Source organism: Roseibacterium elongatum DSM 19469 (genome assembly GCF_000590925.1).
GTDB classification, from domain to species: Bacteria; Pseudomonadota; Alphaproteobacteria; order Rhodobacterales; family Rhodobacteraceae; genus Roseibacterium; species Roseibacterium elongatum.
This window is the reverse complement of record NZ_CP004372.1, coordinates 1,561,592-1,580,968: the sequence shown is the minus strand read 5'-3', so window position 1 is coordinate 1,580,968 and position 19,377 is coordinate 1,561,592. Positions and strand designations below refer to the sequence as shown.

Sequence of the window (19,377 nt, the reverse complement as noted above, 5' to 3'; positions counted from 1 at the left end):
GCGCTATTGTCGGCCTTCGCGCAGCCAGCCCGCCAGCATCAGCCCCGCCGCCATCAGCAGCAGCAGCCATGTGGGCAGCAAGGCGGATACGGTCACGTCCGTCGTCAGATAGGCATCGCGCGAGGTCAGGCCGATCCATCCCCGCCCCGAGGCATTCCGCCCCTCGGCGACCCGGCGCAGATCCGGCACCCCGTCCTGCAGCTGGTGAATGCCCCCCGACAAGGGCGCGACCACATCGGCCAGACGGTCGCCCGAGGCGATGGTTTCCTCGAACTCGCGCGGCGCGGCGGGCCCCAGGGCAATAACCGTCTCCAGGTCGCCGTCCGTCAGACGATACAGCCCCTGATCGGCCCCCAGGATCTCGGCCGAGAAGCGGCCGGGCGCGGTTGGCTCCAGCGTGATGACCTCTTCGGTGCCATCGGGCGCGGTGACCACGACATCGCCCACCCCGTCGGCCAGGGTCCGGCGCGTGATCGTGATCGACTGGCCCTCGGCCTGTGCGACAAGGGCCTCTTCCTCGAGATCGGGTTCACCCATCATCCAATGGGCCAGCCGCCGCAACAACTCCAGCTGCGGGCCGCCTCCTTCATAGCCGCGATCCCACAGCCACGCATGATCCGAGGCCAGTTGCGCCACCCGTCCCTCGCCCACACGGTCCAGCATCAAGAGCGGGCTGCCCTCGGCCCCGGTCATCACGGTCTGACCGCCGCGATCCAACAGTTCGATCTGGCGCAACCAGCGGCCCCAGGGGGCATCACTGTCGGCAAGCGCTGTATGCGCCGATTGCAGCCCCGAGGTGACCGGGTGACGTGCGCCCAGATCCGAGATTTCCGGCAGGAAGGGCGCGGAAATTACCCGTGCCGTCGGCTCGCCGGGCAGGATTTCCGACAAAGGCGTGCGATAGAGCGAGGCCGCCGAGGCGAAATCCGGCCCCGCCGCCAGCAACAGGGCGCCGCCATCTTCGACGTAGCGCCGGATATTGTCGATATAGAGCATCGGCAGAATGCCGCGCCGCTGGTAGCGGTCGAAGATGATCAGGTCGAACTCGTCCACCGCCTCCATGAACAACTCGCGCGTCGGAAAGGCGATCAGCGACAACTCGGACACCGGCACGCCGTCCTGCTTGTCGGGCGGGCGCAGGATGGTGAAATGCACAAGATCCACCGCCGGATCGGATTTCAACAGGTTGCGCCATGTGCGCTGGCCCGGGTGCGGCTCGCCCGAAACCAACAACACGCGCAGCCGGTCGCGGATGCCGTTGATCTGAACCACGGCCGCATTGTTGCGATCGGTCAGTTCGCCCGCCGCGTCGGGGACGGTGAATTGCACGACGTTCTGGCCGGCATGGTCCAGCGTCAGCGGCAGTTGCAATGTCTCGCCAACGGGAACCTGATAGCTTTGCGCCTCGCCCCCATCGATGGCGATCCGGATTTCGGCCCGCCCCGCCAGATCCGCGGGCACCGCGCCCTGATCCTCGATGCGCAGCGTCATGGCAAACTCTTCGCCGATGATGGCAAAGGCCGGCGCGGTCTCGATCACCAGGCGGCGATCCCAATCCGTGTCGCGCCCCGTCAGCAAGGCATGGATCGGGGCGGGCATGTCGGGCACCAAGGCGGCGTCATGCAACTGCCCATCGGTCAGCAGGATGGCCCCGGCGATACGGGCGCGCGGCGTTTCGGCCATCATGCGCCCCAACTCGGCCATTAGCAGGGTGCCGGCGTTGTCCGGCGCGTCCGCGACGCGTGCGACACGCAACTCCATCCCAAGGGCGGCGACCTCCTGTTCGAGGCGGCCCAGGGCGTCGGCGGTCTGGTCTTCGCGGTCGGCGAGGCGCTGGCTGGCCGACTGGTCGACGACCAGCAGAACGATGTCCGACAGCGGCTCGCGGTCTTCGGATTGCAGGGACGGGTTCAGCAACGCCAGAAGCAGTGTCGCCCCGGCCAGCAGGCGATAGGGCCAGCCGGACAGGCCGCGCCAGATCGACAGGGCGACGACCACCACCACCGCGGCAGCCAGGCCATAGAGGACCAGCAGCGGCAGAAGCGGATCGATCAGGATCTGTCGGGCGAATTCCATGCTCACTGTCCCAATCGGTCAAGCAGGGCGGGCACATGCACCTGGTCGGATTTGTAGTTGCCCGACAGGACATGCATCACGAGGTTCACGCCAAAGCGATAGGCGATCTCGCGCTGGCGGTCGCCGGTCATGCCGCGGCCCACCGGGAACATCGGGCGGCCCATCTCGGTCACGGCCCAGGCGGCGGCCCAGTCGTTGCCGCCGATCAGGACAGGCGTCACCCCGTCATTGAGGTTGCGAAACGGCATCCCCTCGATCTGTTCGGCATCGGGCGGCGCGGCCTCGACCCAGACATCGGGGCTGACGTGACGGCCGGGAAAAGCCTGCAACAGGTAGAAGGTGCGCGTCAGGACGTGATCCTCGGGGATCGGTTCGAGCGGTGGAATATCCAGTGGGGCCGCCAACGCCCGCAGGTGCCGCCCCTCGGGCGTGCCCGAGCCGAAAGCCCCGATATGCGCGTCCCGCGTGTCGAAGACGATCATGCCGCCGCCCCGCAAATAGTCGTTCAGGCGCCGGTAAGCCTGCGGTGACGGGATCGGCTGATCGACCGTGACCGGCCAATAGAGCATCGGAAAAAACGTCAACTCGTCGCTTTCCAGATCGACACCCATCGGGGCCGCGGGCTCGACCGAGGTTCGGTTCCACAAGACGGTCGACAGGCCCATCAGACCGGCGCGGCTGACCTCGTCCAACTGCGCGTCACCGGTCAGGACATAAGCCAGTGTCACCTCGGACGTAGCCAGCAGGGCCAACTCGTCGTCGCCGGCAGGATCCTGCGCCTGCGCCTCCGGGGCCAGAAGCACACAGGCCAGCACGATCGCTGCCCCGCGCGACAGGCCCGACAGACGCCCCGCCAGCCACAGCGCCACAATCGCGTCCACCAGCAGCAGGATCAGCGCCCCTGTCAGGAAGGCCGCCATAAGGTCCGTCGGCGCGATGGCGGTCATCCCCTCGACAGGGATGCGCGCCGGCCAGTTGGCGGCGGTCAATGTCATGTCCTCGGAGATCACGTTGCGCGCGACGCGGCGCTCGCCATCCGAATAGAGACCGGGCAGCAGATCCGCCGACAGGGGCGCCTCGGCCAGATCCGCGCCGGCGACGCCCGGCCGCGTACCCGCCTCGCGCAATACGCCGAACCCGTCGAGCACCTCTTCCGGCACCCAGGTCGTGCCCGCCAGTTCCGCTGCGTCGGGCGTCGCGGGCCGGGTGGACACGGCAAGACGTTCCAGCATCTGCACGAACAGGCCCGACAAGGGCAGGCTGGACCATTCGGCATTGGCCGTAACGTGAAAGAGCACCACGCTGCCCTGCCCCAACGGAGCCCGCGTGACCAACGGCGTGCCATCCGACAGCGAGGCGATGGTGCGCTCGGACAGGGTCGGATCGGGCTGCGCCATCACCTGCGAGGACACGCGCACATCCTCGGGGATTGCAAGGCCGAAAAACGGCGAGCTCTCGGCAAAGGGGCGCAGGGCCTTTGGCTCGCCCCAGGACATGGCGCCCCCAACCGTCCGGCCGCCCGCGCGCAGACGCACCGGCATCAGCGGTCCGGCACTGTCGCGCGCCAGGTCCGAGGCCGCAAGGCGCGGCCCGGCAAAGCGCAGCAGCAGGCCACCATTTTCGACCCAGTCGATCAGGCGCTCTTCGACCTCGGCCGAAATCGTGGCGACATCGGCCAGGATGATCGCATCGGGGCTGGCCAGCAGCATGTCGGCCAACGTCCCCTCCATCAGGTCGGCGGTCGGGGCGAGCGCCTGGCGCAGGTAATGCAGCGGCGACAGCAGCGCCTGCCCCTCGTCCTCGCCCCCGGCATCGATCAAGGCGACCTCGCGGCGCTGCAACCCGTCATCGGCCAGCGCGACCGCCCCGGCCGATCGTTCGCCCACGATCTCGAAACGCGTGATCCGGTTGCGCAGCTCGGGCGGCAGATCGAATTCGGCCTCGGCCCGCGTCGCGCCCGCGGCAAACGTGGCGCTGGCACGCGACAGTTCACGCGGAATGCCCACAGGGTCCAACCCATGCGCGGCGACCGTGACGTCACGCGGCCCGGTGCCGCCCTGCCGCGTCAGCGGCGCATGGATCACGCCGTCGGCGTAGCGCGGCGGCGACAGGGCCAGCACATCGCGCGCGCCCTGGAAAACCGTGACAGGCCCGACCGCTTCGAGGGCATCGAACAGGTCGTCGCGGCCGGGATGCGCCAGCCCGTCCGAGAACCACAGCACCTCCAGCCCCGGACCAAGCCCCTCGGCCCAGTTTGCGGCCGCGGTGAAATCGGGCACGAAGGGCGACGGCTCCAACCCGGCGACGCGCGCAATCCAGCTGTTGGCCGATTGCAGGGCCAGATCGCCCGGCGGCAGATCGGTCAACTGCACCAGCGCCACCGTGCGCCCGGCGCGCCCCGCCTCTTGCAGGGCCAGCCGCGCCCGGTCCAACCGTGCCGACCAATCCCGCGCCGAGGCCCAGGAACTGTCCATCACGACCAGAAGCGGCGCGTCGCTGTCGCCACGGTCCTGCTGCGGGTTCAGAACCGGGCCGGCAAATCCGACAATCGCCGCAGCGACCGCCAACATGCGCAACAGCAGCAGCCACCATGGCGTCTTGTCCGTCTGGCTTTCGTCATCCTTCAGCCCCAGCAACAAGGCGACACCGGGAAAACGCCGGCGGATAGGTGCAGGCGGCACCGCGCGCAACAGCCACCACAGGATCGGCAGTGCGATAAGGGCCGTCAGGAGCAGCGGCGCGGTAAAGGCCAGCGATCCGATCATGGGCACGCACCCATCCGGTTCGCGAGACCCGTTTTTCTCGAGAGAAACGAGACGATTTCCTCAAGGAAATCGGCCCGGAAAACTCGAGTTTTCCGCTCCCCGCTCATGCCCGCACCTTTTCCAGGGCGCGGTAGATCCACAACAGCGTGGGCTCGGCCGGTTGGTCGGTGTGATGGATTGCAAAGCGCCAGCCGGTCCGCCGGGTCGCGCGGTCGAGGCGATCCTTGCGCTCGGCCAGCCGCGCCAGATACTCGTCGCGCAAGGATTTCGCCTTCAGCGTCTCGAACCGAATGGCACCTGACATCGACTCGAACACCGTGCGCCCGTCATAGGGGAACGCCTCTTCATCGGGGTCGAGCACCTGCACCAGGGCGCCCTTGACGCCGCGATCGGCGGCGCGGCCCAGGACCTCTTCGATGGGGGCCGGGTCGCCAAGGAAATCCGAGAAAAACACCGCACGGCTGCCCATGGGCATGACCTTGGGACGCGGCACGCCATAGTCGCCGGCCTCGTGCCCATCCATCAGCGCCTGCGCCATGCGCACAAGCTGACCCCGGCCGCCCCGCGGCGGCTCGTTCAGATGGGTCAGCCCCACACGCTCGCCGCCATGCACGGCCAGAATGCCGACCGCCATCGCCAATGTCTGCGCGCGGCGCAGCTTCGACGGGCGCGACGCCGACCCGGTAAAGGTCATCGAGGCCGCGTCGTCGACGCCCAGCATCACCGATTGCGCCGCCTGCCATTCCGTCTGGCGCAGGAAATGCCCGTCCGACCGGGCCGAGCGGCGCCAGTCGATCGCGCGCATCGCGTCGCCGGCCTCGGCCGGACGATATTGCCAGAACTCGTCACCCGTGCCCGCCCGTTTGCGCCCATGTGTGCCCAGAAGGATCGTCGCCGACAGATGCTGCGCATCGGCCATGAGCGCGGGCAGCGTGCCGGCCAGCGCCTCGGAGCGCGACCGCAGCGTGTCGGGCGTATGGAGGGCGGATTGGCTCAAGCCGCGGCCTCGATGCGCGTCACGCGCGCCGTGACCTCGTCGATCACCTGCTCCAGCACACGGCCCTCGGCCCGCGCGGCAAAGCTCAGCGCCATGCGGTGCGACAGGACCGCCCGCGCCAGCGCCGCGACATCCTCGACCGACGGGGCGAGGCGGCCATCCAGCACCGCGCGCGCGCGCGCCGTCAGCATCAGCGCCTGCGCCGCACGCGGGCCGGGGCCCCGAGGCGACGGACGATTTCACCACATCGGGTGCCTCGTCGCTTTCGGGGCGGCAGGCGCGCACCAGATCGAGGATCGCCTCGACCACAGCCTCGCCCACCGGCATCTGGCGCACCAGCTTTTGTGCCGCGATCAGCGACGGGCCATCGAACACCTGATGCGCGGTCGCCTGTTGCAGGCCCGTCGTGGCAATGAGAATGCCCCGCTCGGTCTCGCGGTCGGGGTAGTCCACGTCGATCTTGACGAGAAAGCGGTCAAGCTGCGCTTCGGGCAGGGGGTAGGTGCCCTCCTGCTCGATCGGGTTCTGCGTCGCGAGCACGTGAAAGGGCGCGGGCAGCGGCCGGTGTTCGCCGGCAATCGTGACCTCGCGTTCCTGCATCGCCTGAAGCAGCGCGGATTGCGTGCGCGGGCTGGCGCGGTTGATTTCATCGGCCATCAGAAGCTGACAGAAAATCGGCCCCTCGATGAAGCGGAAGGATCGTGTGCCATCGGCGCCCGTTTCCAGAACCTCGGACCCGAGGATATCGGCGGGCATCAGGTCGGGTGTGAACTGGATGCGGTTCTCGCTCAGGCCCATCACGGTGGACAGGGTATCGACCAGCAGGGTCTTGCCAAGGCCGGGCAGACCCATCAACAGCGCATGCCCCCCCGACAGCATCGCGGCCAGCGACAGGTCCACCACCTGTTCCTGCCCGATGATGCGGGTGGCGATCGACGTCTTGGCCTCGGCCAGCCGCTGCCCCAGCGCCTCGATCTCGGCCACCAGGGTTTCCGGCGGCGAAGTGGGGGTGTCGACCATGGCAATGCTCCGCGCAATGAATATGTAGTGACAGGTAACAGACCTATTCCGCCGATCACAAATGGCAAAAGCCGGAAGGGGACAAATCATCGTGACCCGCCAGAGCGACCGCGCCACCGACACCGCCGCCACGCCCGGCCCCGACAGCCTGATCGCCGCCGCGAAACAGGCGCAGAAGGCCGGCAAACTGCCGCCCGTCGATCAATGGAACCCGCCCTTTTGCGGCGATCTCGACATGGAGATCAAACGCGACGGCACGTGGTTCTACGAAGGCACGCCCATCGGCCGCAAGCCGCTGGTGCGGCTGTTCTCGACCATTCTCAAACGCGAAGGCGACGCCTATTTCCTCGTCACCCCGGTCGAGAAAGTCGGCATCCGGGTCGAGGATGCGCCGTTCGTGGCTGTCGATTTCGAGACCGCGGGCGCGGGGCGCGCGCAGGTCATCACCTTCACGACCAATGTCGGCGATACGGTCATCGCAGGCCCCGACCATGCCATCCGGGTGCTGCGCGGCGGCGACGGCGAACCCTCGCCCTATGTCCACATCCGCGCCGGGTTGGAGGCCCTGATCGACCGCAAGAGCTTTTACCGGCTGGTGGATGTCGGAGAGGCGCACCGCGTCGACGGCACCGATTGGTTCGGAGTCTGGTCACAGGGTACGTTCTTCCGCATCATTCCGATCGCGGAGCTGGACCTTTAGGGCGCGATCCGGTCAGGCGGTTTCGAGGCTGGCGAACCGCGCAATTTCCGCCTTGGCCTGCTCGATCGAGCCGATACAGGCATCGACCGGCGGCAACCCCTCCATCAGGTGCGGATCCGAAAGGATGCGCCCCGACAGGACCAGGTGGGCCGTCGGACGGACCTCGCGTACCGCGTGGATCACGCGGACAAGCGCGGGCCGTGAATGCGCGCCCGAACAGGACAGGCCGATCACCGGCCGATCGTCACGGGCAAGGCGGGCCACGACCTCGTCATGCTCCTGCCCGAGGATCAGGCCGACATCCCATCCGTTTCTGCGGAACAGGTCGGCGGCCATGATCACGCCCAGGGTATGCTGCTCGCCCGGAACAGCGCAGAACACCGCTGCGCCAGACGCCGCGGTGGCGGGGGCAGACGTTGTCTTGCGCGGCGCAGGCATCTTTCGCATGATCTGCTGGATGCGCGCCGTGGCCAGGGTGACATCCATGAACGGCAGCCGGTCGCTTTCCCACAGGTCGCCCAGATGACGGGCGGCGGCGGCCAGATGATCGATGCAGACCTCTTCGACCGACACCCCGGCGGCGATCATGTCGGCGACGATCAATTCCGCCGACTCGTCATCGATGTCGCACAGCGCGCAGGCCAGCGCCGCCGCTACCGGCGACCCCAGAACGCCACGCGCGGCGTCCGAGATATCGGCACTGCGACGTTCGGAGCATAAACGGTTCATGGCTTTTTCCACCAAGGCCGCCACGGCATCGTTGGATAGCTGGCAGCGTTCCTGCGGGCCTTGGGTCACCGGGCCCGGTGCATCCGGGGGGGCGAAACGGTCATTCGAATGAAGCGTCACGGTCGTGATCCGTCTGATTAATCTTCGCCGACTCCTCCTGACAGGAGCGGCCGTATGGGGTGAGTCCGACCCGAGCCTATATCAGCGCGTGTGTCAATCAAGATTGACAGCCCGGTTTTTTTCGACATGTCCAAGATAAATGACAGGCGCCACGCGCAGGGCGGAAATTGTCAATTGAAAACAATAGCGCTCGGGTCGTCCGGGCCGCCCGCCGCACCCCTGCGAATCAATCGACACGGGCGTGCAAGGCGCGTGGCCTGTACCCGGCCCGAAGGCGCGGATGGCGAAATCCTGCCCTGCCGCCGCCTACACATGCGACGCCTGCCCAAAATTTCAGTATTTGAGAGAAGTGGCGCACCGGGGAGGATTCGAACCCCCGACCCCTTGATTCGTAGTCAAGTACTCTATCCAGCTGAGCTACCGGTGCGTAGGGGCGGCGTTTACCCCCCTGCGCCGGGGGTTGCAAGCGGGAATTCGCGCTGTCGCCACAATCGTTCCGTTACGGAAGGGACGCGACCCCGGAGGGCAGGAACAGCGAAAAGACCGTCCCGTCGGGGCCGGTTTCCACAAGCTCGAGCCGCCCGCCATGGCCGCGGACGATCTCGGCCGCGATGGCCAGGCCCAGCCCCGATCCGCCCTTGCGCGCCCCGCCGTGGAAGGGCTTGAACAGGTGGTCGCGCGCCTTTTTCGGCAAGCCCGGCCCGGTATCGGCAACGCGGATGCACCATCCATCTTCGGTCTCGCGGCCCTGAATGCTGATCTCACCGGGAACGCCGTGCGCGGCGATGGCCTGACGCGCATTGCGCACGAGGTTGGACAGGACGCGGTGCAATTGTTCGGGATCGGCCCGCAGGATCATGCCGTTTGGCACGTCGCAACCATAGCTGATCAAGGCGTCGGCATCGGTCAGGCGTTCGTTCTCGATCACGTCTTCGGCCAGATCGGACAGGGCAAAACGCTCCAGCTTGGGGGGCGGCTCCTCGGCCCGGCCAAAGGCCAGCGTCGCCTCGGTCAGGTTGACCGCCCGCGTCAACGAGGCCACCAGCTTGGGCGTGGTGCGCTGCACCGCGGGGTCGGTCGAGGTGTCGAGGCGGTCGGCCATCAGCGTGGCGGTGGTCAGGATATTGCGCAGATCGTGGCTGATCTTCGCCACGGCCTCGCCCAGCTGGGCCAGGCGCTCGCGCTGACGCAAGGACGCGGTCAGTTGCGTCTGCAAGGTTTGCAGCGTCGATTCCGCTTCTCTCAACTCGCGCACCGAGGCGCGCGGCTCGAGGATGCGCGACGCGTCTTCTGGGGCATCGGCATAGCTGGTCATCGCAAAGACCAGCCGCTTGATCGGCACCACCAGCAGCCGCTGCACCGCGATGAACAGCAAGGCCGCGGTAAAGATCGAGATCATCGCCGACAGCACCAGGATACGCAGGCCGTAGTCCAGCATCTCGGCCCTCAGCGGCGCGGTGCGCATCGTCACCTCGATCAGCAGGCCCGCCTCTCGCACCGGCTCGCCGATCACACGGATGGTCTCGTCCTGCTGGCGGAGAAGGCGCCGCAACGCATCGCGCACAAGCTCCACACCCGTGGGCGAGCGCAGATCGAACGAGTAGGACACGGGCTGGATGTCGTTCGACGCCAGGATCAGCTGCCGCGCCTCGTCGCGGCGCAAGACGACATTCAGCACCCCCGCGTTTTCAAGCAACTCCGCCTCGAGCGCATCGTCGATCATGCCATCGGTCGCCAACAGCGCCAGCGAGGCGATCTGCGCCCGTTCGAGACGGGCCAGCAGGTAATCCTCGCGGAAGCGCGCGATGGAGGGCACGAAAATGAAGATCTCGGCCAGCATCACGAAGATGATGGTCAGGATCAGAAAGCGCCCTGATAGCGAATTGGCCACGCCGCGCGGTACTCCTTGACGGTGCCCGGGGCCGTCAGGGAACGACGCGCTGGATCAGGCGCACCACCCGTTTGACCCAAGGGTTCTCGAACAGCTTTGGAGAGAAATAGGCCCCCGCGGCGCGTTTGTTAATCTCTCCCATCGTGGGATAGGGCGCGACCATGCCGGCGATGGCCGACATTTTCATGCCATTCGCGATGGCCAGCGCCCAGGTCTGGATCAGATCGCCCGCGCCCGCGCCGACGATGGTGGCGCCTACCGGCTTGCCCTTGACGACCATGACCTTGGCGAAACCTTTGGTCTGCCCCGACGCGATGGCTCGGTCGTTATGGGCAAACTCGGCCCGCGCCACGAACAGGTTGTCACCATGTGCCTTGCGCGCCTGCGCCTCGGTCAGGCCGACCTGCGCCAGTTCCGGGTCGGTGTAGGTCGCCCAGGGGATATGCGCCGTCTTGGCCTTGGCGGGCAGGCCGAACAGCAACGGGCGGATGACCAGCCCGCCGTGATACCCCGCAACGTGGGTGAACTGCATGCCCCCCGCCACATCACCCACGGCATAGACCCGCTTGTTGGACGCGCGCAGGCGGTCATCGACCTTTACCCCGCGTGCGTTTAAAGCCACGCCGGCCTTTTCCAGATCGAGCGTGTCGACATTCGCCTGCCGCCCGACCGCTACCAACAGGTGCGAGCCGGAGAAACTGCGCCCCTCCTCGGTTTCCAGCGTGATCTCGCCCTCGCGGCCCGACACGCGGGCGACCTGCGCGCCTTCGACGATCTCGATCCCCTCGGCGCGCAGCGTCGCCAGAACGATCTCGGCCGCTTCGGGGTCATCTTTTCCGAGGGCCTTGTCGCCCTCCAGCACGGTCACCTCGCAGCCCAGCCGCCGATGCGCCTGCGCCATCTCCATGCCGATGGGGCCGCCACCGATGATCAGCAGGTGTCGCGGACGTTCGCGCAGGTCGAAAACCGTCTCGTTGGTGTAATGCGGCACCGTCTCCAGGCCGGGGATCGGCGGCACCAGCGGGCGCGAGCCGGTGGCGATCACAAAGCGGCGCGCCGTGACCACCGTGTCGCCCGCCTGCACCTCGGTTTCCGAGATGAACCGTGCCATCTGGCGGATGACCTTCACGCCAAGGCCCTCGAACCGCTCCTGGCTGTCCACCGGGGCGATGGTGTCGATCGCCGCGCGCACATGGTCCTTGGCCGCCGCAAAATCGGGCTTGGGGTCATGGCCCGCCACGCCGAACGCCGTCTGCGCGGTGTGATGCGCCTTGTGGCCGGCCGCAAGCAGCGCCTTGGACGGCACGCAGCCGAAATTCAGGCAGTCTCCGCCCATCTCGTGCCCTTCGATCAGCACCACGCGCGCGCCCATCTGCACCGCGCCAGCCGCCACCGACAGCCCGCCAGAGCCCGCGCCGATGATGCAGATATCGGTCTCGATCCGGTCGGTCATGTCAAAGGCCTTTCTTGCCGCGGAAAACGCGCAGAATGATCGGAAGCAGAGCCAGCGCCGCCAAGCCCAGCAGCGGCAGCAGGATCTGCGGCTCGAAGATGATGCCAAGGTCGGGCGTCTCGCCACGGGCGAAGACCTCGGACAGGCCCGCGCCCACGGATGTATAGACAACCGCGCCGGGGATGATCCCGAGGAAGGTCGAGATCGCGAATCGCGACAGCGGCACGTTGACAAGCGCCGGCACGATATTGGCGACAAAGAACGGGACGGCCGGCACCAGTCGGATCAGGAACAGCATCGACCACTGATTCTCGTCGATGCCCGCCTTGATCCGCCGAACCGTACCCTCGGACGCGTCCATGCGCGCGGCCAGTTTTTCGCCCAGCCCCCAGCGCGCGGCGAGGAAGATGGCCGTCGCCCCAAGGGTGGCGGCGATCACGTTGAACAGCGCGCCGGGAAAGGTCGCGAACAGGAACCCGCCCGTCAGCGTGGCGATGGTGGCGCCGGGCAGCGAAAAGGCCACGATCGCCACGTAGATCGCGATGAACACCAGCGCCGTGGCCGCGTAGTTGCCATCGCGAAAGGCGATCAGCCGCTCGCGATTTTCGGCCAGCGCCTCGAAAGTCAGCGTATCGCGCAGGAAATACCAGCCCAGCCCCGCGACCACCGCGATCAGCGCCAGCAGCACCAGCCGCCCAAGGGGGGATTTGCGTGTGTCGTCCGTCACGGTTCGGTCCATTGCAATCACCTTTCCCCAGTCTTGACCAGTGCGATGCCTTCTACATGCGCCCCATCGGTCGCCGGTGACAGCCCCCTCACGCCCGAGTGATGGCGCGTGACGCATGGTGGGTAAACCGTGACGGACCGCATGGTTTTCCGTAACACTCGTGGCCGGAGTGTTACGCGCGAAAGGCCCCGCCCGATGCAGCCCATCCTGGTCAGCGCCTGCCTGTTGGGCCGACCCGTGCGCTACGATGGCCGCGCCAAGCCATTGCAGGCCCCGCTTCTGGCGCGTTGGCAGGCCGAGGGCCGGCTGATCCCGATCTGCCCCGAGGTCGCGGCCGGGCTGCTCACACCCCGCCCGGCATCCGAGATTGCGCCGGGTGACGATGCGGCGGCGGTTCTGGACGGTCACGGGGCGATCCGGACAAGGGACGGCGCCGATGTCACCGCCGCCTTTGTGGACGGCGCCGCGCAAACGGTTGCCCTGGCCCGGCATCATGGCTGTCGGCACGCCTTGCTGATCGATGGCAGCCCGTCCTGCGGGTCGGGCTTTGTCTATTCGGGCCGCTTCGACGGGCTGCGACAACCGGGCCGGGGTGTCGTGGCCGAGGCGCTGATCCGCGCCGGGGTCGCGGTTTTCGCGCCCGCGCAGATCGCGCAGCTTGCCGCCGCGCTGGAAAGCTGAATTTCGCGCGCCGGCTTTGTTGACATGTGACCGCAGAGTCCGTATCAGCGCGCTTCATCATGGATTCCCGCCGTATCGAGAGACGCGCTTCCGCGCGCCCCGGCATGGCCCGAGACGCAAGACGCGGAGAGAGACGATGTCGAAACGCACCTTCCAGCCTTCGAACCTGGTTCGCAAGCGCCGCCACGGGTTCCGCGCGCGCATGGCCACCAAGGCCGGCCGCAAGATCCTGAACGCGCGCCGCGCCCGCGGCCGCAAGTCGCTGAGCGCCTGATCGCGCAACGCGGCTCTGGTGCCATGGCACCCGCTGAGGATACGCCCCTGCCGACCGATGCGTCGCCGGGGGCGTTTTCTGTTGCGACGCTGACCAAGCGGCCGGATTTCCTGCGCGCCGCCCGCGCCGGCCGCGCCCCCTGCCCAGCCTTTCTGCTGCAAGCCCGCCAGCGCGCGCCCGACGAGCCATCCCAGACACAGATCCGCGTGGGCTTCACCTGTTCCAAGAAGGTCGGCAATGCCGTCGCGCGAAACCGCGCCAAGCGTCGACTGCGCGAGGTCGCCCGCGCGGTTCTGCCGCTGGAGGGACAACCCGGTTGGGACTATGTTCTGATCGGGCGCAAGGACGAGACCGCCACGCGCGATTTCGTCGCCATGCAGGACGACCTGCGCCGCGCGTTGAGGAAACTGCACCGATGACCCCGCTGGCCTATATCGTCTCGCTCCCCGTCCGCTTTTACCGCGCGGTGTTCAGCCCCTGGGTCGGCCATTCCTGCCGCTATCACCCGACCTGTTCGGCCTATGCCATGGAAGCCTTGGAAAAACACGGCGCGATCAAGGGCGGCTGGCTGGCCGCGCGCCGCATCCTGCGTTGCAACCCGTGGGGCGGATGCGGCATCGACAACGTGCCGGACTGAGCGGTCAGCCGAAACGTAGCCACGTACCCCCGTCCGAGGCCAGACGCGTCGGGATCTCGCGCCGGTCCACCGCGCCCCGGATCGTGTGCAGAACATCCTCCATGAAATGCGCGTCCTCGAACCACCAGGTATGCGCCGGGTAGTCGAGATGCGCGAAATCCTGGCGATTCGCGTCGAAATAGGGCCCGCAATTGATGTCGATCGCCTTTTGCGGCGGCTCGTCGATGATGCCGATGCGACCCGCGCGCGGGGCCACGCCGATGCGCTTGATGTCGGACAGCGACAGGACGTTGTCGAACGGGTTGTGGTAATTCGTCAGCCGCACGCAGTGGCGGTAGAGCGACGAGGATTTCGAACTGTCCGCCGCCAGCGAGGCCGCCGACACATCCGCCGAGATCAGCATCACCTGGCTGACCGACCAGCTGTGGGCCGCGACGCCGGGGCGATCATCGGCATCGTCAAAGGCCTCGCGCACCACATAGGCGCCGGTCGAATGCGCGATCAGGTGCAGGTTCACGAAACAGTCGGGTCGTTGCAGCCGCGCGAAACTGGCGATGCCTTCGGTGACCAGCCGAAAGGCCGACATCTTGGCGTCCAGCCGATCCTCCAGGTAATTCAGCGCCATGTTTGCCGCCGGCCAGTCAAAGCTGACGACGACGCCCTCGAAACCCATCCCCTCCAGATGCGCGCGGATCCTGCGGTGGCGGGCCAGCATCACCTCTTGCGCGGTGTTGAAGCCGTGGATGTAGAACAGGATATCGCCGCGCGGCCCGTCATTCTGCGGGCCATGGCGGGCGGCCTCGAACACCGCGTCGACCCAGGCGGATTTGCGGATGACATGGGTGGGCGTCGGGGCCGGTTCATGTGCAGGGACCGCCAGGAAATGGCTCGCCCCCGGTTCGGCGATGAAGGCCCCCTGCCGGATGGAGCGGACGGAGAACACGTAATCCATGGAGCAACCCTCCCTTCGTTCCATCCAGTATGCGCGAGGCTGGCGTCGCGGCGAAATGATGGTTTTCCCCTAGGCAGAAGATCGCGCAGGGGATAGACGGGCGCCCATGCTGGACCGCGAAAACCAACCACAGACCGACGAGGCGGGGGACGATATTCACCCGCTGTTTCACGGCGCGCCGAAAACGACCGAGTTCAAGAAACTGCGCAAGCGCATCATCAAGGACACGCGCGAGGCGATCGAGCGTTACGGCATGATCGAACGGCGTGCGCCGGATGCCCCGCGCTAGAAATGGCTGGTGTGCCTATCGGGCGGCAAGGACAGCTACACCCTGCTGGCCGCCCTGACGGAATTGCAATGGCGCGGCCTTTTGCCGGTGGACCTGTTGGCGTGCAATCTCGACCAGGGGCAGCCGGGGTTTCCCGCCACCGTCCTGCCCGAGTTCCTGACGAACATGGGCGTGCCCCATCGCATCGAATACGCCGACACCTATTCCATCGTGATGGACAAGGTGCCCCAGGGCCGGACCTATTGCGCGCTCTGCTCGCGTCTGCGGCGCGGCAACCTTTACCGCATCGCGCGCGAGGAAGGCTGTAGCGCGGTGGTTCTGGGCCATCACCGCGACGACATTCTGGAAACCTTTTTCCTGAACCTCTTTCACGGCGGCAAACTGGCCACGATGCCGCCCAAGCTGCTCAATGACGAGGGCGACCTGTTCGTTCTGCGCCCCCTGGCCCATGTGGCCGAGGCCGATTGCGACCGTTTCGCGCGGGCCATGGGGTACCCGATCATTCCCTGCGACCTGTGCGGCAGTCAGGACGGCCTGCAACGCCAGGCAATCAAGCGCATGCTCGACGGGTGGGAGGAAAAGGCCCCCGGCCGGCGGGGCAAGATGTTTTCGGCCCTGATGAGCGCGCGGCCCTCGCATCTGCTGGATGCGGGCCTGTTCGATTTCGCCAGGCTGTCGCGGTCCGACACGGGCCCTGACGGGGGTTAGCGGACGGTTTCGCGCGCGTCTTTGCACCTGTCAACAAAGGCCCCCGCGCGGAAAACCCCTCTTGACCTTTGCACCCCCCTTCTGTTGAACCCACGTGACTTGAAAGCAAGGGGTCCAACCAATCATGGAAGACAACCGCAACCTCATTCTGGCCACCGGCCTGAGCATGCTGGTCATCCTGGTCTGGTTCGTTCTTTTCCCGCCGCCGGAACCGGTCGAGGATCCGAACGCGACCCCGATCTCGGAACAGGTCGGCGCCGATCCGGGCAGTGCCGACATGGCCGTCGCGCCGCCCGCGGCGGACGATATCGCCGATCCGTCCGCCGCGATGGACCCCGCCGAGATGACCGAGGTCGCGCTGGAAGAGGCTGCGCGCCTCGTCATCGAGACACCCGCTGTCGAAGGCACGATTTCGCTGCTTGGCGGGCGGATCGACGACCTGTCCTTGCGCAATTACGACGAAACGCTCGACCCCGACTCGGAGATCGTGCGCCTGCTGTCGCCGGTCGGCACGGCCGAGCCTTATTATGCGCTTTATGGCTGGGCCCCGGGTGGCGACCTCGGCTTCGATCAGGTGCCGGGCGCGGAAACCCCCTGGACCGTGGAGGAGGGCGACGCGCTCACCCCCGACAGCCCGGTTGTCCTGCGTTGGGAAAACGGCGATGGCCTGATCTTTCGCCGGGTGATCGAAATCGACGACGACTTCATGTTCACCGTCACCCAGTCGGTCGAGAACACCGGCGAGGCAGAGGCGCGCCTTGCCCCCTACGGCATCGTGGCGCGCCATGGCCTGCCCGAGGATCTGCAGAACTTCTTCATCCTGCACGAAGGCGTGGTGCGCAAGGTGGACGGCCAGCTTGACGAATTGGCCTATGACGATCTGCCCGACCTCGACATGATCGCCCGCGAAGGCACCCCGGCCGAGGTGGTCGATGTCCTGGAAAACGGCTGGATCGGCTTTACCGACAAGTACTGGATGACCACGCTCATCCCCGGCGCGGGCCAGGCCTTTACCTCGGTCACGAAATACGTCGCCGGCGCCGATATCTACCAGACCGAGGCGCGCATGCCCGCGATGTCGGTCGCGCCCGGCCAAACCGCCGAGATGACGACCCAGCTGTTTGCCGGCGCCAAGGAATGGGAGACCATCCGCGAATACCAGAACGAAGGCGGCGTTGATCGCTTTGTGGATTCGATCGACTGGGGATGGTTCTACTTCCTGACCAAGCCGATGTTCTGGCTGCTGCACAACCTGAACCTGCTGATCGGCAACATGGGTCTGGCCATCATCGCGCTGACCCTGATCGTCAAGGCCGTGCTCTTCCCGCTGGCCTACAAATCCTACGTCTCGATGGCCAAGATGCGCGAGCTGCAGCCGGAGATGGAGAAACTCAAGGAACGCGCCGGCGACGACCGGGAAGCGCTGCAGCGCGGGATGATGGAGCTTTACAAGAAGAACAAGGTGAACCCCGCCTCGGGCTGTCTGCCGATCCTGTTGCAGATCCCGATCTTCTTTTCGCTCTACAAGGTGATCTTCGTCACGCTCGAGTTGCGCCACGCGCCGTTCTTTGGCTGGCTCAACGACCTCAGCGCGCCCGATCCCTCGTCGATCTTCAACCTCTATGGCCTGCTGCCCTACGCCGCCCCGGAACCGGGCACGATCATGGCGCTGATCTTCATCGGCATCCTGCCGCTGCTGCTGGGGGTCTCGATGTGGCTGCAGCAGAAACTGAACCCGCAGCCGACCGATCCGACGCAGGCCGCGATCTTTGCCTGGCTGCCCTGGGTGTTCATGTTCATGCTGGGCAGCTTTGCCAGCGGCCTGCTGGTTTACTGGATCGCGAACAACACGATCACCTTCATCCAGCAATACACGATCATGCGCAGCCAAGGGTACAAGCCCGACGTGTTCGGCAACATCCGCAGCAGCTTCAAACGCAAGAAATCCGACAGCTGATGCAGGCCCGGCTGGCCCATATCTGGCGGCACCCGATCAAGGGCATCGGGGCCGAACCGCTGGAGCGGGTCGGCCTGACGCCGGGCCGCCCCCTGCCGCTCGATCGCGCCTGGGCGGTGCTTGAGGATGGGGGCGAGGCGGGCCCCGGCTGGCGGTCCTGCCGCAACTTTCTGCGTGGCGCCAAAGGCCCATCGCTGATGGCCGTGACCGCGCGGGTCGCGGGCGACACGATCCATCTGTCCCACCCCGACCGTCCCGATCTGTCGGTCACCCCGCCCGAGGGGGCCACGGCGCTGTTCGACTGGCTGCGCCCGATCTACCCCGCCGATCGCCGCCCCCCCGCCGCGCTGGTGCAAAGCCCGCCCGAGGGGATGTCGGACGCGCCCTTCGCGTCGGTCTCGGTGCTCAACCTGTCCTCGCTGCGCGCACTGTCGCAAAAGGTCGGCCAACCGCTCGACCCGCGGCGGTTCCGCGGCAACCTGTGGCTCGACGGTCTTGCGCCATGGGAAGAGTTCGACCTGATCGGCAAGACGCTGGCCATCGGCCACGCGCGGATGGAGATCGTTGAAGCCATCGGCCGCTGCCGCGCGACCGAGGCCAACCCCGACACCGGCCGCCGCGACGCCCCTACCCTGCAAGCGCTGGAAGAGGGCTGGGGTCATACCGAGTTCGGCGTCTACGCCACGGTGCAAACAGGCGGTGAGATCGCCCTTGGCGACGCGGCGACTTGGGCATGAGCACACCCCTGCCCTTTCCCCTGGCCGAAGACCCCGACGCCGCCACCGCAGAGGCCGCACGCAAACTGTTCGCAGGCGGGGCCGAGTTTCTGAAAGGTGTCGTGGCGATGGACGGGCTGCCACCCGATGATCGCGCCGAGGTCTGCTTTGCCGGGCGGTCGAACGTGGGCAAATCGACCCTGATCAATGCCCTGACCGGCCGCAAGGCGCTGGCCCGTGCTTCGAACACACCGGGGCGGACGCAGGAAATCAACTATTTCACGCTGGGGGATGGCCATTACCTCGTCGATCTGCCCGGCTATGGCTATGCCGAGGCCCCCGTGGATGTGGTGCGCCGTTGGCAGGCGCTGCTCAAGGCGTATCTCTCGGGGCGCGCCACGCTGCGCCGGGCCTTCGTGCTGGTGGACATGCGCCACGGGATCAAACCCGTGGACGAAGAGATCATGGCGTTGCTCGACACCTCGGCGGTGACGTTCCAGGTCGTTCTGACCAAGGCCGACAAGGTCAAGGAGAAGGACCGCGACCGGGTTTTGCGGCAGGTGCGCGAAAAGCTGTCGAAACACCCCGCCGCCTTCCCCGAGATCGTGCAGACCTCGTCGGAAAAAGGTCAGGGCATCACCACGCTGCGCGCCATCATCGCCGGTCTGGCCTGAGCGACCTTCAC

General features: G+C 66.8%; 16 protein-coding genes, 1 tRNA gene and 2 pseudogenes. 9 read left to right on the top strand and 10 right to left on the bottom strand.

All coding sequences use genetic code 11. The annotated features are described in order from the left end of the window. Window positions 1-3: 3 nt before the first annotated feature. The 4 genes and pseudogenes from ROSELON_RS07630 to ROSELON_RS07615 form a co-directional block, all read right to left on the bottom strand. A complete protein-coding gene (locus ROSELON_RS07630) occupies window positions 4-2,076 on the bottom strand; it encodes a membrane protein (protein WP_025311824.1) in 2,073 nt (690 codons plus the stop codon). A 2-nt stretch (window positions 2,077-2,078) separates the two neighbouring features. Continuing rightward, window positions 2,079-4,847 (bottom strand): DUF4159 domain-containing protein, encoded by a 2,769-nt coding sequence (locus tag ROSELON_RS07625; RefSeq protein ID WP_025311823.1) that lies wholly within the window; start codon window positions 4,845-4,847, stop codon window positions 2,079-2,081. Window positions 4,848-4,944: 97 nt separating this feature from the next. After that, entirely contained in the window at window positions 4,945-5,838 is an 894-nt protein-coding gene (locus ROSELON_RS07620; protein WP_025311822.1) for a DUF58 domain-containing protein, read from the bottom strand. Continuing rightward, a pseudogene (locus tag ROSELON_RS07615) lies at window positions 5,835-6,858 on the bottom strand (AAA family ATPase). Before ROSELON_RS07615 ends, ROSELON_RS07620 begins: the two are co-directional and overlap by 4 nt. Before the next feature lie 61 nt (window positions 6,859-6,919). Between ROSELON_RS07615 and ROSELON_RS07610 the strand changes: the two are divergent. Beyond that, entirely contained in the window at window positions 6,920-7,558 is a 639-nt protein-coding gene (locus ROSELON_RS07610; protein ID WP_025311821.1) for a DUF1285 domain-containing protein, read from the top strand. 12 nt (window positions 7,559-7,570) lie between these two features. Here ROSELON_RS07610 and ROSELON_RS07605 read toward each other — a convergent pair whose 3' ends face one another. The 5 genes from ROSELON_RS07605 to ROSELON_RS07585 form a co-directional block, all read right to left on the bottom strand. After that, window positions 7,571-8,407 carry a cobalamin B12-binding domain-containing protein gene (locus ROSELON_RS07605; RefSeq protein WP_025311820.1) on the bottom strand — a complete coding sequence of 279 codons (837 nt, stop codon included), beginning with the start codon at window positions 8,405-8,407 and terminating at the stop codon, window positions 7,571-7,573. 350 nt (window positions 8,408-8,757) lie between these two features. Next, window positions 8,758-8,834 (bottom strand) — tRNA-Arg (locus ROSELON_RS07600). Window positions 8,835-8,906: 72 nt separating this feature from the next. After that, window positions 8,907-10,298: a sensor histidine kinase gene (locus tag ROSELON_RS07595; RefSeq protein ID WP_025311819.1), complete on the bottom strand. Its 1,392-nt coding sequence runs from the start codon at window positions 10,296-10,298 to the stop codon at window positions 8,907-8,909. A 34-nt stretch (window positions 10,299-10,332) separates the two neighbouring features. Next, entirely contained in the window at window positions 10,333-11,751 is a 1,419-nt protein-coding gene (locus ROSELON_RS07590; RefSeq protein WP_025311818.1) for a dihydrolipoyl dehydrogenase family protein, read from the bottom strand. A 1-nt stretch (window position 11,752) separates the two neighbouring features. Continuing rightward, window positions 11,753-12,490 (bottom strand): TVP38/TMEM64 family protein, encoded by a 738-nt coding sequence (locus tag ROSELON_RS07585; protein ID WP_038650296.1) that lies wholly within the window; start codon window positions 12,488-12,490, stop codon window positions 11,753-11,755. A 183-nt stretch (window positions 12,491-12,673) separates the two neighbouring features. On the opposite strand from ROSELON_RS07585, the gene ROSELON_RS07580 reads away from it, so the two are divergent. The 4 genes from ROSELON_RS07580 (at window position 12,674) to yidD (ending at window position 14,070) form a co-directional block, all read left to right on the top strand. Further along, window positions 12,674-13,159: a DUF523 domain-containing protein gene (locus ROSELON_RS07580; protein WP_025311816.1), complete on the top strand. Its 486-nt coding sequence runs from the start codon at window positions 12,674-12,676 to the stop codon at window positions 13,157-13,159. A 136-nt stretch (window positions 13,160-13,295) separates the two neighbouring features. After that, complete coding sequence (gene rpmH, locus ROSELON_RS07575; protein WP_025311815.1) at window positions 13,296-13,433, top strand: 50S ribosomal protein L34; 138 nt, start codon at window positions 13,296-13,298, stop codon at window positions 13,431-13,433. A gap of 23 nt (window positions 13,434-13,456) precedes the next feature. After that, entirely contained in the window at window positions 13,457-13,852 is a 396-nt protein-coding gene (gene rnpA / locus ROSELON_RS07570; protein ID WP_025311814.1) for a ribonuclease P protein component, read from the top strand. Next, the gene (gene yidD, locus ROSELON_RS07565; RefSeq protein ID WP_025311813.1) at window positions 13,849-14,070 is read left to right on the top strand and encodes a membrane protein insertion efficiency factor YidD; all 222 of its coding nucleotides are present in this window, start codon (window positions 13,849-13,851) and stop codon (window positions 14,068-14,070) included. Before rnpA ends, yidD begins: the two co-directional genes overlap by 4 nt. Window positions 14,071-14,074: 4 nt before the next feature. On the opposite strand, the gene ROSELON_RS07560 is transcribed toward yidD, so the two are convergent. Beyond that, the gene (locus ROSELON_RS07560) at window positions 14,075-15,022 is read right to left on the bottom strand and encodes an alpha/beta hydrolase (RefSeq protein ID WP_025311812.1); all 948 of its coding nucleotides are present in this window, start codon (window positions 15,020-15,022) and stop codon (window positions 14,075-14,077) included. Window positions 15,023-15,128: 106 nt separating this feature from the next. On the opposite strand from ROSELON_RS07560, the pseudogene ttcA reads away from it, so the two are divergent. The 4 genes and pseudogenes from ttcA to yihA all read left to right on the top strand — a co-directional run bounded on the left by ttcA (window position 15,129) and on the right by yihA (window position 19,366). Next, a pseudogene (gene ttcA / locus ROSELON_RS07555) lies at window positions 15,129-16,019 on the top strand (tRNA 2-thiocytidine(32) synthetase TtcA). A 124-nt stretch (window positions 16,020-16,143) separates the two neighbouring features. Continuing rightward, window positions 16,144-17,976, top strand: coding sequence for a membrane protein insertase YidC (gene yidC, locus ROSELON_RS07550; RefSeq protein WP_025311811.1), 1,833 nt, complete (start codon window positions 16,144-16,146; stop codon window positions 17,974-17,976). After that, entirely contained in the window at window positions 17,976-18,713 is a 738-nt protein-coding gene (locus ROSELON_RS07545; RefSeq protein ID WP_025311810.1) for an MOSC domain-containing protein, read from the top strand. The genes yidC and ROSELON_RS07545 overlap by 1 nt, the downstream gene beginning before the upstream one ends. Further along, window positions 18,710-19,366 (top strand): ribosome biogenesis GTP-binding protein YihA/YsxC, encoded by a 657-nt coding sequence (yihA, locus tag ROSELON_RS07540; RefSeq protein ID WP_025311809.1) that lies wholly within the window; start codon window positions 18,710-18,712, stop codon window positions 19,364-19,366. Before ROSELON_RS07545 ends, yihA begins: the two co-directional genes overlap by 4 nt. Window positions 19,367-19,377: the final 11 nt, after the last annotated feature.

Excerpts from the sequence above, each read along its gene's own strand:
- ROSELON_RS07630 (WP_025311824.1), bottom strand. The coding sequence starts at position 2,076 with ATGGAATTCGCCCGACAGATCCTGATCGATCCGCTTCTGCCGCTGCTG.
- ROSELON_RS07610 (WP_025311821.1), top strand. The coding sequence starts at position 6,920 with ATGGCAAAAGCCGGAAGGGGACAAATCATCGTGACCCGCCAGAGCGAC.
- ROSELON_RS07590 (WP_025311818.1), bottom strand. The coding sequence starts at position 11,751 with ATGACCGACCGGATCGAGACCGATATCTGCATCATCGGCGCGGGCTCT.
- ROSELON_RS07585 (WP_038650296.1), bottom strand. The coding sequence starts at position 12,490 with ATGGACCGAACCGTGACGGACGACACACGCAAATCCCCCCTTGGGCGG.
- ROSELON_RS07580 (WP_025311816.1), top strand. The coding sequence starts at position 12,674 with ATGCAGCCCATCCTGGTCAGCGCCTGCCTGTTGGGCCGACCCGTGCGC.
- rpmH (WP_025311815.1), top strand. The coding sequence starts at position 13,296 with ATGTCGAAACGCACCTTCCAGCCTTCGAACCTGGTTCGCAAGCGCCGC.
- rnpA (WP_025311814.1), top strand. The coding sequence starts at position 13,457 with ATGGCACCCGCTGAGGATACGCCCCTGCCGACCGATGCGTCGCCGGGG.
- yidD (WP_025311813.1), top strand. The coding sequence starts at position 13,849 with ATGACCCCGCTGGCCTATATCGTCTCGCTCCCCGTCCGCTTTTACCGC.
- ROSELON_RS07560 (WP_025311812.1), bottom strand. The coding sequence starts at position 15,022 with ATGGATTACGTGTTCTCCGTCCGCTCCATCCGGCAGGGGGCCTTCATC.
- yidC (WP_025311811.1), top strand. The coding sequence starts at position 16,144 with ATGGAAGACAACCGCAACCTCATTCTGGCCACCGGCCTGAGCATGCTG.
- ROSELON_RS07545 (WP_025311810.1), top strand. The coding sequence starts at position 17,976 with ATGCAGGCCCGGCTGGCCCATATCTGGCGGCACCCGATCAAGGGCATC.
- yihA (WP_025311809.1), top strand. The coding sequence starts at position 18,710 with ATGAGCACACCCCTGCCCTTTCCCCTGGCCGAAGACCCCGACGCCGCC.